This window comes from Streptomyces sp. NBC_01012 (genome assembly GCF_045162755.1).
Classification (GTDB): Bacteria; Actinomycetota; Actinomycetes; order Streptomycetales; family Streptomycetaceae; genus Streptomyces.
Genome location: NZ_CP108688.1, coordinates 4,583,634 through 4,599,556, shown reverse-complemented (window position 1 = coordinate 4,599,556; position 15,923 = coordinate 4,583,634). Strand labels below are relative to the sequence as shown.

10 protein-coding genes are annotated in these 15,923 nt (G+C 71.1%); 4 read left to right on the top strand and 6 right to left on the bottom strand.

Annotation, left to right across the window (positions count from 1 at the left end):
• Window positions 1-42: 42 nt before the first annotated feature.
• A complete protein-coding gene (gene mfd / locus OG623_RS20785) occupies window positions 43-3,573 on the bottom strand; it encodes a transcription-repair coupling factor (protein ID WP_406148340.1) in 3,531 nt (1,176 codons plus the stop codon).
• A 198-nt stretch (window positions 3,574-3,771) separates the two neighbouring features.
• Between mfd and OG623_RS20780 the strand changes: the two genes are divergently transcribed.
• Together OG623_RS20780 and OG623_RS20775 are read left to right on the top strand one after the other, a co-directional pair.
• Window positions 3,772-4,017: a type II toxin-antitoxin system Phd/YefM family antitoxin gene (locus OG623_RS20780; RefSeq protein ID WP_406148338.1), complete on the top strand. Its 246-nt coding sequence runs from the start codon at window positions 3,772-3,774 to the stop codon at window positions 4,015-4,017.
• Complete coding sequence (locus OG623_RS20775; RefSeq protein WP_406148336.1) at window positions 4,014-4,388, top strand: type II toxin-antitoxin system VapC family toxin; 375 nt, start codon at window positions 4,014-4,016, stop codon at window positions 4,386-4,388. The genes OG623_RS20780 and OG623_RS20775 overlap by 4 nt, the downstream gene beginning before the upstream one ends.
• A gap of 95 nt (window positions 4,389-4,483) precedes the next feature.
• On the opposite strand, the gene OG623_RS20770 is transcribed toward OG623_RS20775, so the two are convergent.
• Both OG623_RS20770 and OG623_RS20765 read right to left on the bottom strand, forming a co-directional pair.
• Window positions 4,484-7,063, bottom strand: coding sequence for an ABC transporter permease (locus OG623_RS20770; protein ID WP_406148334.1), 2,580 nt, complete (start codon window positions 7,061-7,063; stop codon window positions 4,484-4,486).
• The gene (locus OG623_RS20765; protein ID WP_406148333.1) at window positions 7,060-7,848 is read right to left on the bottom strand and encodes an ABC transporter ATP-binding protein; all 789 of its coding nucleotides are present in this window, start codon (window positions 7,846-7,848) and stop codon (window positions 7,060-7,062) included. Before OG623_RS20765 ends, OG623_RS20770 begins: the two co-directional genes overlap by 4 nt.
• A gap of 338 nt (window positions 7,849-8,186) precedes the next feature.
• Here OG623_RS20765 and OG623_RS20760 point away from each other — a divergent pair, with 338 nt between their 5' ends.
• Complete coding sequence (locus tag OG623_RS20760; RefSeq protein ID WP_406148331.1) at window positions 8,187-9,953, top strand: MFS transporter; 1,767 nt, start codon at window positions 8,187-8,189, stop codon at window positions 9,951-9,953.
• Window positions 9,954-10,047: 94 nt separating this feature from the next.
• Here the strand turns inward: OG623_RS20760 and OG623_RS20755 are convergent, their stop codons facing one another.
• Complete coding sequence (locus OG623_RS20755) at window positions 10,048-11,505, bottom strand: MFS transporter (protein ID WP_406148330.1); 1,458 nt, start codon at window positions 11,503-11,505, stop codon at window positions 10,048-10,050.
• A 169-nt stretch (window positions 11,506-11,674) separates the two neighbouring features.
• On the opposite strand from OG623_RS20755, the gene OG623_RS20750 reads away from it, so the two are divergent.
• The gene (locus OG623_RS20750) at window positions 11,675-12,130 is read left to right on the top strand and encodes a MarR family winged helix-turn-helix transcriptional regulator (RefSeq protein WP_406151934.1); all 456 of its coding nucleotides are present in this window, start codon (window positions 11,675-11,677) and stop codon (window positions 12,128-12,130) included.
• 114 nt (window positions 12,131-12,244) lie between these two features.
• Here the strand turns inward: OG623_RS20750 and OG623_RS20745 are convergent, their stop codons facing one another.
• The gene (locus OG623_RS20745; protein WP_406148328.1) at window positions 12,245-13,144 is read right to left on the bottom strand and encodes a cellulose-binding protein; all 900 of its coding nucleotides are present in this window, start codon (window positions 13,142-13,144) and stop codon (window positions 12,245-12,247) included.
• Window positions 13,145-13,348: 204 nt separating this feature from the next.
• Entirely contained in the window at window positions 13,349-15,922 is a 2,574-nt protein-coding gene (locus OG623_RS20740) for an SUKH-4 family immunity protein (RefSeq protein WP_406148327.1), read from the bottom strand.
• Window position 15,923 lies beyond the last annotated feature (1 nt).

The window sequence follows — 15,923 nt, the reverse complement described above, 5'->3', positions numbered from 1 at the left end:
CGACCGATCCGGCGGGCCGGACACAGGCGACGGGTCCGACGGCTACGACCCCAGGATCGTCGTGAGGAACTCCCCCGTCCACGACAGGAGTTCGCGGCCCACCACCGGCTTTCCGCCGATCCGGCCAGCCGTCGGGCGTGGTACCAGGATCTGGTGTGCGGCCTGCTTGATGACCGTCTTCGGGTGCAGCCGCTTCAGCCGCAGCTCCTGCGACTCCCGCAGCTCCACCGGCGCGAAGCGGATGTTCGGCCCCTGCAGCACGATCTCGCCGACCCCGCAGGCCCGCGCCAGCATCCGCAGGCCCGCCACCAGCAGGAGGTTCTCCACCGGCTCCGGCAGCTTGCCGTAGCGGTCGGTGAGCTCCTCGCGCACCGCCCTGATGTCCTCCTCCGAGTTCGCGGAGGCGATCGAGCGGTACGCCTGGAGGCGCAGCCGCTCGCCCGGGGCGTAGTCGTGCGGGACGTGCGCGTCGACCGGGAGCTCGATCTTGACCTCCAGCGGCGGCTCCTCCTCGACCGTGCCGTCCACCGCCGCCCGGTAGTCCGCAACCGCCTCGCCGACCATCCGGATGTACAGGTCGAAGCCGACACCCGCGATATGACCGGACTGCTCACCGCCGAGCATGTTCCCGGCGCCACGGATCTCCAGGTCCTTCATGGCCACGTACATGCCCGCACCCATCTCGGTGTGCTGGGCGATCGTCGCCAGACGCTCGTGCGCGGTCTCGGTCAGGGGCTTCTCCGGCGGATACAGGAAGTACGAGTAACCCCGGTCCCTGCCACGGCCGACACGGCCGCGCAGCTGGTGCAGCTGGGAGAGACCGAAGTTGTCGCCGCGCTCCACGATCAGCGTGTTGGCGTTGGAGATGTCGATACCGGACTCGACGATCGTCGTCGAGACCAGCACGTCGAACCGCTTCTCCCAGAAGTCGACGACGACCTTCTCCAGCTCGCTCTCCCCCATCTGACCGTGCGCCGTGGCGATCCGCGCCTCGGGCACGACCTCCCGCAGCCGCGCAGCGGCCCTGTCGATGGACTCGACCCGGTTGTGGATGTAGAACACCTGGCCCTCACGCAGGAGTTCACGACGCACGGCCGCGCCGATCTGCTTCTCCTCGTACGGCCCGACGAAGGTGAGGACCGGGTGCCGCTCCTCCGGAGGCGTCGTGATCGTCGACATCTCCCGGATGCCGGTGACCGCCATTTCGAGCGTACGGGGGATGGGCGTCGCCGACATCGTGAGCACGTCGACGTTGGCCCGCAGCTTCTTCAGCTGCTCCTTGTGCTCGACACCGAAGCGCTGCTCCTCGTCGACGATGACCAGGCCCAGGTCCTTGAACTTCGTCTCCGACGAGAACAGCCGGTGCGTGCCGATGACCAGGTCCACGGACCCGTCCTTCAGCCCCTCCAGCGTCGCCTTGGACTCGGTGTCCGACTGGAAGCGGCTCAGCGCCCTCACGTTGACCGGGAACTGCGCGTACCGCTCGGTGAACGTGCCGAAGTGCTGCTGGACCAGGAGCGTCGTGGGCACCAGGACCGCGACCTGCTTGCCGTCCTGGACCGCCTTGAAGGCCGCGCGCACCGCGATCTCCGTCTTGCCGTACCCCACGTCACCGCAGATCAGCCGGTCCATCGGGACGGACTTCTCCATGTCCTCCTTGACCTCGGCGATCGTGGACAGCTGGTCGGGCGTCTCCGCGTACGGGAAGGCGTCCTCCAGCTCACGCTGCCACGGGGTGTCGGGGGCGAAGGCGTGGCCGGGAGCCGCCATCCGCGCCGAGTACAGCTTGATCAGGTCGGCGGCGATCTCCTTGACCGCCTTCTTGGCCCGCTGCTTCGTCTTCGTCCAGTCGGCGCCGCCCAGCCGGTGCAGGGTCGGGGCCTCCCCGCCGACGTACTTGGTGACCTGCTCCAGCTGGTCGGTCGGGATGTAGAGACGGTCGCCCGGCTGGCCGCGCTTGGCGGGTGCGTACTCGACGAGGAGGTACTCACGGGTCGCCCCCTGCACCGTGCGCTGCACCATCTCGATGTAGCGGCCGACGCCGTGCTGCTCGTGGACGATGTAGTCGTTCGCCTGGAGGGTCAGCGGGTCGATGGACTTGCGGCGGCGGGCCGGCATCCGCCCCAGGTCCTTGCTGGCGGTGCGCTGGCCGGTCAGGTCCGTCTCGGTCAGGACGACCAGCTTCAGCCCCGGGTCCACGAAGCCGTTGTCGATGGCCCCGCACGAGACATGGACGAGCGCCGGCGTGATCTCGGCCAGGTCCTGGTCGAGGCGGGCCGGGATGCCCTCGCCGCCGAGCACCTCGACCGTACGGGAGGCGGGGCCCTGCCCCTCGGTGACGTACACCGTGCGCCAGCCGTCGGCCAGCCACCCCTTGGTGTCGGCGAGCGCCCGTGCGGTGTCGCCGCGGTACGTCTCGGGGGCGTGCATCCCGAGCTTCAGGGAGTCCCCGTCCAGTTCCTCGCCGGCGGCGAACGGGGAGGTGGACCACCACATCATGCCCAGCTCACGGGCCCGGTCCCGGACATCGGCGATACCCCACAGGGAGGCCGCGCCGACATCGATCGGGGCCTCGCCACCGCCCGCCGTCGCCGCCCAGGACGCCTGGAGGAACTCCTGGCTCGTCGCCACGAGGTCGGCCGCCCTGGTCCGCACCCGCTCCGGGTCGCAGACCAGCGCCATCGACCCCTTCGGCAGGACGTCGAGCAGCAGCTCCATCTCGTCGACGAGCACCGGGGCGAGGGACTCCATGCCCTCGACGGCGATCCCCTCCGCGATCTTCCCCAGCAGCTCACCCAGCTCGGGGTGGGCCTCGGCGAGGGCCGCTGCCCGGCCGCGTACGTCATCGGTGAGCAGCAGCTCACGGCAGGGAGGCGCCCACAGTCCGTGCTCGGCGACCTCCAGGGACCGCTGGTCGGCGATCTTGAAGTAGCGGATCTCCTCGACGTCGTCGCCCCAGAACTCCACCCGCAGGGGGTGCTCCTCGGTCGGCGGGAAGACGTCCAGGATGCCGCCGCGCACGGCGAACTCCCCGCGCTTCTCGACCAGCTCCACACGGGCGTACGCCGCTGCCGCGAGCGCGTCCACGACCTCGCCCAGATCTGTGCTCTGCCCGCTGCTCAGCGAGACGGGCTCCAGATCGCCGAGCCCTTTGACCTGCGGCTGGAGCACGGAGCGCACCGGCGCGACCACCACGCTGACCGGCCCGGTCTCCGGGTCGTCCTGCCGGGGATGCGCGAGGCGCCTGAGCACGGCGAGGCGGCGGCCCACAGTGTCCGAGCGCGGCGAGAGCCGCTCGTGGGGCAGGGTCTCCCAGGAAGGGAACTCCGCGACGGTGTCGGGGGGCAGCAGGGTCCGCAGCGCGGCCGCCAGGTCCTCCGCCTCCCGGCCGGTCGCGGTGACGGCGAGCACCGTACGCCGCGCCTCACGGGCCAGCGCGGCCACGGCGAAGGGCCGCGCGGCCGGCGGGCCGACCAGGTCGACATGGGCCCGGTGTCCGTCGGTGGCGGCCTTCACCGCTTCTTCGAGCGCCGGGTCGGTGACGACGACATCCAGCAGACCGTGCAGGCTCATGAAGGTTCCGTCCGGTGTGGCGAGTGAGCGACTGTGACGCGTGAGCAACGCGAAGGGCCCGACACGTGGGACGGGCCGGGGGCTCCAGCGTACGACGCCGGTGTGTCACTCGCGCGAGGGAACGCCGTTGTCCGTACGGCGGCAGCCGAGCTAGCCTTAGTCCTGAGTTAGTCCACCCTTTGCCCCTGTGAGGCAGTCATGGAAGCAGCCCGGCAGTACAACGTGCACGAGGCCAAGACCCACTTCTCGCGCATACTGCAACAGGTCGAGACCGGTGAGGAGGTCGTGATCAGCCGCGCGGGCGAACCGGTCGCGAAGGTCGTACCCCTCCGGCCCAAGGTCAACCGGACCGACTACGGCGCACTCCGGGGACAGATCCACATCCCGGAGGACTTCGACGAGCTGCCCGACGACATCGCCGAGGCCTTCGGGATGCGTGGATGAAACTCCTCCTCGACACACACGTCGTCCTGTGGTGGCTCAACGCCTCACCGGAACTTGCCGAGGACACCAGGGATCTCCTGCGTACCGAGTCCGAGGTCTACGTCAGCGCCGCCACGCCGTGGGAGATCGCGATCAAGCACAGCATCGGGAAGCTGCAAGGCGCCCCGGACCTCGCCGAGCGTGCCAGAGACATGCAGTTCAGGCCCTTCCCGATCACTGCCGAGCACGGCGTCAAAGCCGGCCGTCTCCCCCCGCTCCACCGTGACCCCTTCGACCGCATCCTCGTCGCCCAGGCCCAGACCGAAGGGCTGACCATCGTCACCCGGGACAAGTGGATCCCCCAGTACGACGTGCCGGTCATGCACGCCTGACGACGGCGGCGAGGGCCGACGACGCGAACCGGCCCCGGAGCGTTTGGAGGAACGCCCCGGGACCGGGTCTGGTCAGTCATCCTACGACGGCTCCGTCACCCGTCCGTGGCAATCGCGTTCAGGACGTTCATCCTGCCCGCCCGGAAGGCCGGGACCAGCGCCGCGAACAGGCCGACGAAGGCCGAGGCGACGAACACCGTGAGGATCGTCGGCCACGGGATCTCCAGGACCCCGAGCCCCTCCAGGGCCAGCAGCTTCTGGGCCGATGTGCCCCAGCCCATGCCCAGACCGAGTCCGAGCAGCGCGCCGAACAGGGCGATGACGACGGACTCAAGACGGATCATGCGCCGCAGCTGGCGGCGGGAGAGGCCGATCGCCCGCATCAGGCCGATCTCGCGGGTCCGCTCGACCACCGAGAGGGCCAGGGTGTTCACCACACCGAGCACCGCGACGATGATCGCCAGGGCGAGCAGACCGTAGACGATGTTCAGCAGCTGGCCGATCTGGTCCTTGAGGTCCTGCTTGAAGTCGGCCTGGTTCTGCACCTTGTACTGCGGGTAGTCGGCGAGCGCACCCTTGACGGCCGCGTACGCCTCCTTCTCCTTGCCGTCCTGTGCCTTGGCGAACATGGCCACGTTGTTCGGCATCCTGTCGGCCGGTACATAGGACTCGGCCGTCGCGGTGGAGACGTAGTTCATGCCCTTGTCGACGGCCACGTCGTCGGAGGTGATCGCGGCGACCTTCAGCTTCGCCGTCCCGCCCGCCTTGAACGCGACGGTGATCTCGTCCCCGATCCCGATCCCGTGCTCGGTGGCGTACACGTCGCCGACCGACATGGCGTCCTTGCCGTAGGCCTTGGCCAGGTCACCGGAGACCGTCGTACGCCGCAGGTCCTGCTGGTACGTCGGGTCGGCGGCGACGACCCCGCCGTCCTCCGTCGAACCGTCGGGTGCGGTGAGCTTCGCGCTGATGTCCTTGTAGCCCGTGAGGTGGTCGAGGCCGGGAGCGGTCTCCAGCGCCTTCGCGGCCTGCGGCACGATCGGCTGGCCGGTGTTCGACTGGACGATGAAGTCCGCGCCGACCGACTTGTCCAGCTCGTCGGTGGCCGACGCGACCATGGACGAACCGACGACCGACAGGCACGCCACCAGGGCGAGGCCGATCATCAGGGCGGCGCCGGTCGCTCCCGTACGCCGGGGGTTGCGCAGCGCGTTGCGCTCCGCCAGCCGCCCGACCGGGCCGAACAGCCGCAGGACGACCAGGCCGAAGACCCGTACGACCGCACCGGCGAGCAGCGGGCCGATCACGATGAAGCCGACGAGGGTGAGGAGCACGCCGAGGCCGAGGTACATCGAGCCCTCGCTCGCCTCGTCCACCCGGGTCGTCGCCCACAGACCCGCGGCGCCCGCGCCCGTGAGGACCAGGCCGATCACCGCACGGACCCAGCCGGACCTGGCGTCCGCCGGGGTCCCGGCGTCCCGGAGCGCGGCCATCGGGGAGACCTTGCCGGCCCGGCGGGCCGGGATGTACGCGGCGAGGACGGTCACGACGATGCCCAGCACGAGACCGACGGCCGGTGTCGTCCAGGCGATCGTGAGGTCGCCGGTGGACAGCTCCATGCCGACGGCGCCCATGAGCTTCATCAGCCCGACGGCGAGACCGATACCGGCCACGACACCCAGGACCGATCCGACGATGCCCAGGAGCACCGCCTCGACGAGGACGGACCGGTTGACCTGCTTACGGCTGGATCCGATGGCCCGCATCAGGCCGATCTCGCGGGTGCGCTGGGCGACCAGCATCGAGAAGGTGTTGACGATCAGGAAGATGCCGACGAGCAGGGCGATCCCGGCGAAGCCGAGCATCGCGTACTTCATGACGTCCAGGAAGGAACCCATGGAGTCCTTGTCGGCGTCCGCGGCCTCCTTCTGCGTCTGCACCTTGTACGTCGCCGGATCACCCAGGGCGGCGGCGACGTTCTTCTTCAGCTCCGCGTCGGCGACACCGGGTTGAGCGGTCACCGCGACATTCGTGAAGAGATCGGAGCCGCCGAGCAGCTTCCGCTGGGCGGTGGCGGTGTCGAGGAAGACGATGGCCGCACCCGGGTTGGTCACGGTGAACGAGGCGATCCCGGTGACCTTCGTCCTGACGTCACCGGTGACGGCGATGGTGCGCACCTCGTCGCCGAGCTTCAGGTGGTGCTTCTTCGCGGTGTCGGCGTCGATCATGGCCTCGGTCGGACCGCGCGGGGCATGACCCGAGGTGATCTCCATGGACCGCAGCTCGTTCTTCGTCCAGTTGCCCGCGATGGTCGGGGCACCGGTCTCGGATCCGAGGTTCTTGTTGTGGCTGTCGACGAGGGTGACGGCCATGCTGCTGACCCCGCCCTCGGCCGCCTTCACCCCGTCCACGCCGGCCACCTCGGTCACGACGGACGCGGGGAGCGCCTCGGGCTTGCCGTTCTCCGGGATGTCGTCGGACGTGGCCTTCTTCGGGCTGACCGTGACATCGGCGGACGTCGCCGCGAAGAGCTTGTCGAAGGTGGTGTTCATCGTGTCGGTGAAGACGAGCGTGCCGCACACGAACGCCACCGACAGCAGGACGGCGACGGCGGAGAGCGCCATCCTCCCCTTGTGCGCGAGGAAGTTGCGCATCGAGGTCTTCCACACGGTCATGACGTCCGCCCGCGTGCGTCGAAGTCCTTCATCCGGTCCAGGACCTGCTCGGCGGTCGGGTTCTTCATCTCGTCGACGATGGAGCCGTCCGCGAGGTAGAGGACCCGGTCCGCGTAGGAGGCGGCCACCGGGTCGTGGGTGACCATGACGATGGTCTGGCCGAGCTCGTCGACGGACCTGCGCAGGAAGGACAGCACCTCCGCACCGGCCCGCGAGTCCAGGTTCCCGGTGGGCTCGTCACCGAAGATGATCTCGGGGCGGGCGGCGAGCGCCCTGGCCACCGCGACGCGCTGCTGCTGACCGCCGGAGAGCTGTGTGGGCCGGTGCTTGAGCCGCTCGGCGAGACCGACGGTCTCCACGACCTGCCGCAGCCAGGCCGCGTCGGGCTTACGGCCCGCGATGTCCATCGGCAGCGTGATGTTCTCTATCGCGTTGAGCGTCGGGAGCAGGTTGAACGCCTGGAAGATGAAGCCGATCCGGTCCCGGCGCAGCTGCGTGAGCTTCTTGTCCTTGAGGCCGGTGATCTCGGTGTCGGCAAGGTGGATCTGACCCGAGGTCACCGTGTCCAGACCCGCCAGGCAGTGCATCAGCGTCGACTTGCCGGACCCGGACGGGCCCATGATCGCCGTGAACTGCCCGCGGACGATGTCCACATCGACATGGTCGAGGGCCACGACCCGGGTCTCGCCCGCCCCGTAGGCCTTGACGACCTGCCGCGCTCGCGCAGCAACGGCCGTACGCCCTCCAGTGTCCCCGTGCCTGGGAATGGTTACAGCCGTTGTCACGGTTTTTCTCCTATGTCGGTCGATGCGCGGACGTCTCTGTGTACGTTCCGAGTCTCGGGTGAAGAGGCACTCCGGCACACTGGTGTCCGGCACCGTCTTCGATGGGGGGTTGCCCCCACCCGTCCCCCTGTGGCCGGCCGCAGCTGCGGTGTAGGAACACGCTAAGGAACGCGACCCCCGCCTCTCGTCCTCCGGCGGGAGGAACGACCCCTGGGCGCACCTCCATGGCTCCCCCTAGGGGGCCGTGCCCCGAGGACCAGCCCGAGTAGGGGTCTCACTCCGTGGCCTGCGGCTCCCGTGCGGCCCCGGGCGGTGAGACAGTGGGCCCCTCGAAGTAGATGCATAGGGAAGGGACCCCTGTGGGTGGCTTGGGCGGCACGGACGGCGGCGGGGAGACGGACGGCCCGGAAGCGATACGCACGGAAGCGATACGCGCGAACGCCGCCCCCGATGCGGCACGCGGGCAGACCGCAGCCCCGGACACAGCGCCCGGCACGGCACCGGCCGCACCACCACCGGGGGCAGGACCGGAGACAGGACCACGGGAGGCGGCCCCGCAGCCGGCACCGGACACCGCCCGCAGCCGGCGCCCGGTCGCAGCGGCCCTCATGCTCGGCATGGGTCTGGCCGCCATCGACGGCACCATCGTCGCGACCGCCGTCCCGCAGATCGTCGGTGACCTCGGCGGGTTCTCCGTCTTCTCCTGGCTCTTCTCCGGCTATCTGCTGGCCGTGACCGTCACCCTGCCGGTGTACGGCAAACTCTCCGACACCTTCGGCCGCAAGCCCGTCCTGATCGCGGGCATCATCCTCTTCCTGGCCGGTTCCCTGCTCTGCGCCGGCGCCTGGAACATGGCCGCCCTCATCGCCTTCCGCGTCGTCCAGGGCCTAGGCGGCGGCGCCCTCCAGGGCACCGTGCAGACGATCGCGGCCGACCTGTACCCGCTGAAGGAACGCCCCAAGATCCAGGCGAAGCTGTCCACGGTCTGGGCCACCTCGTCGGTGGCAGGACCGGCGCTCGGCGGGCTGCTCGCCGCGTACGCCGACTGGCGCTGGATCTTCCTGATCAATCTGCCGATCGGCGCCGTCGCCCTCTTCCTGGTGGTCCGTCACCTCCACGAATCCGCCCGGCCGCGTCCCGCCACCCGCCCCCGCATCGACTGGGCCGGGGCCCTCGCGGTCTTCGCGACCGGCGCGCTCCTGCTGACCGCACTCGTCCAGGGCGGCGTCGCCTGGCCCTGGTTCTCCGCCCCCTCACTCGGGCTGCTGGGGGCGAGCGCGGCGCTGGCCGCCCTGACCGTCGTCATCGAACGCCGCGCCGCCGAGCCCGTCATACCCGGCTGGGTCTGGCGGCGCCGCACCATCGCATCGGTCAATCTCGCCCTCGGCGCGATGGGGCTGCTCATGGTCGCGCCGACCGTCTTCCTGCCGACCTACGCCCAGTCCGTCCTCGGACTCGGCCCGATCGCCGCCGGGTTCGTCCTGTCCGTGATGACCCTGAGCTGGCCCGTCGCCGCCGCGCTCTCCGACCGGGTCTACAACCGCGTCGGCTTCCGCAGTACGGCGATCATCGGCATGTCGGGCGCCCTGCTGGCCCTGCTCTGCTTCCAGCTGCTGCCCTACCCGGGCGCCGCCTGGCAGCCCGCCCTGATCATGCTGCTGCTCGGCGCGGCGCTCGGCCTCTTCCAGCTCCCGCTGATCGTCGGGGTCCAGTCCACGGTCGGCTGGACCGAGCGGGGCACGACGACCGCGTCCGTGCTCTTCTGCCGGCAGGTCGGCCAGAGCCTGGGCGCCGCGCTCTTCGGGGCGGTCGCCAACGGCGTACTCGCCTCCCGGCTGGCCGACGCCCCCGTCCCCGGACTGCCAGGCGACCTGGACGCCGTATCGCACGCCCTCGACGCACCCGCGGCGCTCTCCGCCGCGGCGACGGACTATCTGCGGCGGGCCGTCGACAGCGCCACCGACCATGTGTTCGCCGGCGCCGCGGGGGCCGCCGCTCTCGCCCTGCTGGTGCTCGTCGTCCTGGCCCCGCACCGCTTCCCGGTTCTCGACGAGCACGGGAACGGGAACGGGAACGGGAATGCCTCCGGGGCCCGGAAGGCCTGAGGGCCGACCGGCCCGCGCCCCACGCGCACGAGCCCGGCCCCTGGCCTCCGCGAGGGGACCAGGGGCCGGGCTCGTGCGGCGTACGGGTGCCGGGTCAGCCCTTGGCCGCGGCCGGCTCAGGTGCGGGTGCCACGGCCGTCTCGCCGGGGGCGGCGCCGGTGCGGCGGATGGCCGGGATGAACGAGGCGATCACCGCGGCGACGATGGCGACACCACAGCCGAACATCAGGCCGGTGCGGAACCCGGCCTCGGAGGTGAGGGTGAAGCCGGCCGTCTCCGTGGTCATCTGGGCGAGGAGCGCGCCGATCACAGCGGCGCCGATCGAGGTGCCGAGCGAACGCATGAGGGTGTTGAACCCGTTGGCCGCGGCCGTCTCGGACGCCGGGACCGCACTCATGATCAGGGCGGGGATGGCCCCGTAGGCAAGACCGACACCGCTGCTGCTGACCATGAGGAACAGCATCAGCCCCCAGGCGGAGCTCATCAGGAGGATCCCGATCCCGTAGGCCGCGGCGATGACCAGCACACCGGAGATCAGCGCGAACTTGGGACCGCGGGCATCGATGAGCTTCCCGCCGAGCGGGGAGACGAGCATCATCATCAGGCCGCCGGGGGCCATCCACAGGCCCGCCGCGAGCATCGACTGGCCCAGACCGTAGCCGGTGGCCTCGGGGAACTGCAGGAGCTGCGGCGCGATCAGCATGCCGGCGTACATGCCGAAGCCGACGAAGAGCGACGCGACGTTGGTGATGAGCACGCGGGGGCGTGCCGTGGTGCGCAGGTCGACCAGGGGGTCCCTGGTCCGCAGTTCCCAGAAGCCCCAGACGACGAGCACCACGACGGCCCCGACGAACAGGCCGACCGTCGTCGTGGAGGTCCAGCCCCACTCGGCACCCTTGGAGACGGCGAGGAGCAGGCAGACCAGGCCGATGGCCAGGCCGATGGCGCCGGGCACGTCGAAGCGCTGCCCCTTGGCCGCGGCCGGGACGTCCGGGATCAGGAACCAGATCAGGGTGAAGATGAGGAGGGCCAGCGCGGCGGAGCCCCAGAACAGCACCCGCCAGTTCGCGTACTGGGCGACCGCCGAAGCGATCGGCAGGCCGAGGGCGCCGCCGATGCCGAGGGAGGCGCTGACCAGGGCGATGGAGGAGCTCATCTTCTCCTTCGGCACCACGTCACGCAGCAGAGCGATGCCGAGCGGCACCACACCCATGCCCATCCCCTGAAGACCACGCCCGATGATCATGGGAACGACGGTGGACGCGAGTGCACACACCACAGACCCGACGAGCAGCGGCACCGTGCAGGCGAGCAGCATCCGGCGCTTTCCCAGCAGGTCGCCCAGCCGTCCGGAGACCGGCACACACACCGCGGAGACCAGCAGGGTGGCCGTGATCACCCAGGCGGCGTTGGACGACGTGGTGTCGAGGAGCTTCGGCAGCTCCGCGATGAGCGGGGTGACCAGGGTCTGCATGATCGCCGCCACGGTGCCCGCGAGGGCCAGCGTGGCGATCACACCGCCTGTTCTGACTGTCGGCTGGGGGGCATCCATAGGGGTGGGACTCCTGACGGTGTTGTTGTACGACTTTCCGCCGAACGGCGATGTGCATCGTACATGCTGAATGTGTCGTACACGTTATGTGTCCAGTACACATCTCATGAGAGCATGGAACGCCGGTAGACGCACGATCGACCCGAGGCAGCAGCAGGAGGCCGCAGGCATGGGCAGGCCCACGGAAGACGTGGAGTACGAACAGATGCTGCTCGGGCGCCACGACCTCGCGCACCACCGTGGCGGACGTCACAAGAACGCCCTCATGGACCGCAGCGCCTACGTCCTGCTGAGCCGCATCCGCGTCCAGGGTCCGATGTCCAACGGCGAACTGAGCGACGCCTTCGGTCTCGACGCCTCCACCCTCAACCGCCAGACCGCAGCGACGACCCGCGCCGGGCTCGCCGAGCGCATCGCCGACCCCGAGGGCGGCATGGCCCGCAAATTCCGCATCACCGACAAGGGCGCCAGGCTCCTCGACGAGGAACGCGACCGCATCGTGCACGCCCTGGACCGGGTCATGCACGACTGGCCCGACGACGACATCAGCGCCTTCGCCGGCTACCTCAAGCGCTTCAACAGCGGGATCGAACAGCTCTCCAAACGCCCCTGGCCACGCCCCTGACCCGACGTCACACCCCTCACCCCACCGGCCCCCGTGCCGCGCGAAACCCGGCCCGGCGCACACCGGGCGGTCTCAGTACCGCGCGGACCCCGGCACCACGCACGCCGACCGGCCTCAGTCCCGCGCGGCACCCGGCACCGCGCGCCCCGTGAGCGCCGCCAGCGAGTTGCGTACGTGTGCCATGTGCGCCTGCACCTCCTCGCGGCCCTCCTCGTGCTCCCGCAGGATCCGCTCCGTCTCCCGCACCACCCGCTCCCGGGTCACCTCGGCCCCCGACAGCAGCCCCGCCGCCCGCGCCTCCGCGTCCCGCTGGCCGAGCGCGGCCGCCTCCTCCGCCTCCGCGAGCTCCCGCCGCGCCCGGTCGAGCAGCTCCGCCCCACGGGCCGCCAGCTCCGCCTCACGCTCCGCCACGGCAGCCTCCGCGGCAGCGATCTCATCGTCCGCGACCCTGCCCCGCTCGGCGTGCTCCTGCTCCTGGTGGGACAGCACACCCGCCGTACGGCGACGTGTCCCGGCCATCTCCGCCTCCGCGGCCCCACGTACCTCACCGGCCTCCTGGCGCGCCTCCCCCACCAGCGCCCCGGCGGCATCCCTCGCCGCGGCCAGCACCTCATCCGCCCCGGCGTCCGCAGCGGCCCGCACGGCCTCCGCCGACGCACGCGCCGACTCACGGGACTCCTGGGCCGCCGCGACGGCGGCGTCCCGCAGCGTCTGCGCCTCCTCGATCGCGGCACCCCGCGCGGCCTCGGCCTCGGCCTCGGCCAGAGCCAGAATCTGCCGCGCCCGCTCCCCCAGCGACTGATACGTCTGCGGCGGGAGCGAGGCCACCACCTCGCCCAAGCGCGCCGACTCGGCCGCCAGGGCCTCGGCCCGCTCCGTCAGCCGGGAGATCCGCTCCAGGGCCTCGTCCCGCTCGGCGGACAGCGAGGCCACCTTGCGGTCCACCTGCTCAGGACGGTAACCACGCCCGCGTACGCCGACGAAACCGTGCGCGGACACCGGTCCACCACTCATCCCTGAAGCCCTCTTTCCCGCTCTTCGACTCCATGACCATGAAGCGATACGTCAAGGATGCGGCAATTGGCCCGGAAGTCGGAATCGATCAGCCGCATTCAGGACCGAAGCGACCTGGATCACAAAACCCCATACAAAAGGCGCCTACCCCATCACAGGGCGAGCGCCTCTCGTACACAACAGATCAGATTCGGTCAGAACGCGTTACAGCAGCCCATCCCACATCTGCTCCAGCAGAACCGACCACCAGCCCTCGGGCGAGGCCAGCGCCGCCGGGTCGATCGCCACCAACTGCGCCTGGAAATCGACCGTCCAACGGCCCGCCTGCTCCGGGTTCAACCCGAACCGCAGACGCCACATCCGGCCCAGCAACGCCATCGACCGCACGAACTCCGGCAGCCCGGTGTTCACGAACTGCGGCGGAACCGGCCGGCCATCAGGACCCGCCTCCACCGGAACGGCCACGATGTTCGCCGTGCCGTACTGCACACAGATCGCCCGGCCGAAGTCCGAACCCATCACCAGATACGAACCCGCGTCCGACGCCGGCTGCACCTGACGCTGCGCCGCCAGCTCCGCCAGCGTCGGCACCACAGGATGACCCGGCTGCGCCCAGAAGAACGGCCCGAAATCGGCGGGCAGTCCCGCCCACATCAGCGTCCGCGCCACCACCTCGGGCACACCCTGACGAGACACCGCCCGCTGGTCGAAACGCAGCACACCCTGCGGACCGAACGCCCCGAGCATCTCCTCGGCCAACGCCTCGGGCGGCACCGCCATCGCCGGCGGCACCTGCGGCAACGGAGCCCGCACCGGAGCCGGCCGCGCCGGACCGTCGGCCACCTGGTGCAACTCACCCTGATGCGTCAGCAGATGCTGCATGCCCTGCTGCCGGCTCGCGTGATCCGTGCCGTACGGCGCGACGCTCGTGATCCGGACCTGCGGCCAGGTCTCCCGGATCATCCGCGCACAGTAACCACCCGGAAGCTCACACGACTCCAGCTCCGTATGCAGCTCGATGACCTGCTGCGGCGGGACATTCATCCCCCGCAGCTCATGCAGCATCTGCCACTCCGGATGCGGAGTGCCCGGCGCCGAACGCCGGATCAACTGCTGCTCACTGCCATCGGCCGCACGGAAACGCAGCACGGCCTGATACCCCGGCCCGACCGTCGGCTGACCCGTCGGCTGCTGCGGATAGCCGTACGCCCCGGGAGGCGGCGGCGTGTGCGGACCCTGACCCGGCGCCCCCGGAGGACCGGGCGGACCAGGAGGACCGGGCCGACCGGGAGGCGGCGTCGAACCCGGACTCGCCAGCATCGTCTCGGCATGGTGCACCCCGCCGGCCGGAGGCGGCGTCGCGCCAGGAGGCGGCCCGGGAGGACCGGGAAAGGCGGGCGGCGTCGAACCCGCAGGAGGCGGCGGAGGCGACGCGCCCACGGCACCCGGGGCGCCGGGCGGGCCGGGAGGACCGGGCCGGCCCGGCTGTCCGGGCGGACCGGGAGGAGCAGGCGGACCGGAAGAGCCCGGCGGCCGCAGTGCGTTCGGGCCACCGATGCTCGCGTCGGCGAACATCGTCTCGGCATGGTGCACCCCGCCGGCCGGAGGCGGCGTCGCGCCAGGAGGCGGCCCGGGAGGACCGGGCGGACCCGGCCGGCCCGGCTGCCCGGGCGGACCGGGAGGCGGTGTGGAGCCCGGAGGAGGCGGCGGGGGCGGCGTCGGACCGGAGTCCGGCGCACCCGGAGGCCCCAACTGCGACACCATCTGCGTCGGCACATAACCGCCCGCAGGCGCACCCGGCGCACCCGGCGCCGAAGGCGGCGGAGTCGCCCCCGGCCGCACCCCCGGCGTACCGGGCGCCCCGGGCGGCGGCGGAGTCGTCGACCCCGACCCACGCGCACCCCGCGGCGGCACCACGGCCTTGCTCGTCGCCGCGTCCGCGATGTCCCCGGCCCCCGCACCCGGCCCCGCAGGAGCCGGAGGGGAAGGAGGCGCGGGAGCGGAAGGACCGGACGGAGGAGCCGGGGCGGCATGAGCGGAAGGACCAGCAGGAGCGGGAGGCCCCGGAGGCGGCGCCTGCGGGTCGAGCCCCGGAACGATCGCGGTCGACGGCAGCCGGCTGCCGCCCGACATCAACGCCGTGGGCGCCTCCGCCGGAACCACCGGCGGCGGAGTCCCGTCATCGTCCGAACCGGAAAGCGGCGGCGCGAACACCGTCGCGGGCAGCGGTACCCCGCCCTCGTCAGCCCCCGCGTTCGTGTCCGTACCCGCCCAGGGAGTCCCCCCGGCCGGCACCCCGTCGTTCGCCGTCGGCTCATGATCCTGCTGCCCACCCGCGGCCGGCCACGCCGACCCCGAATCGGCGGCGCCCGAAGGCGGCTCCTCCGCCCCCGCACGACGGTCCGGGATCCCCAGCTTGTCCGCCGCCTCCTGAAGCCACTCGGGCGGCGACAACAGGAACGACGTCTGATTCAGATCGATACGCTGCGGCGGCTCCGGAGCGGCCTCCGCCTCCGCGGACGCCCCGTAGTCCTCCTCGTACCGCCGGATCACCTCGCCCACCGGCAGCCCCGGCCACAAGGTCGCCTCGCCACTGTCCCGGGCGATCACCAGCCGCTGACGGCCCCCGTCCGAAACAGGACCCTCCGCGCGGTCCTCCGCCCACACCACGAAACCCAGCTCGAACTCACGGACCCGGACCTCACGGTGCTGATACGCGGGCACGTCACCGTTGACCCACTCATCCGCCCGCTCCTGCGCCTGCGCGAACGTCACCACC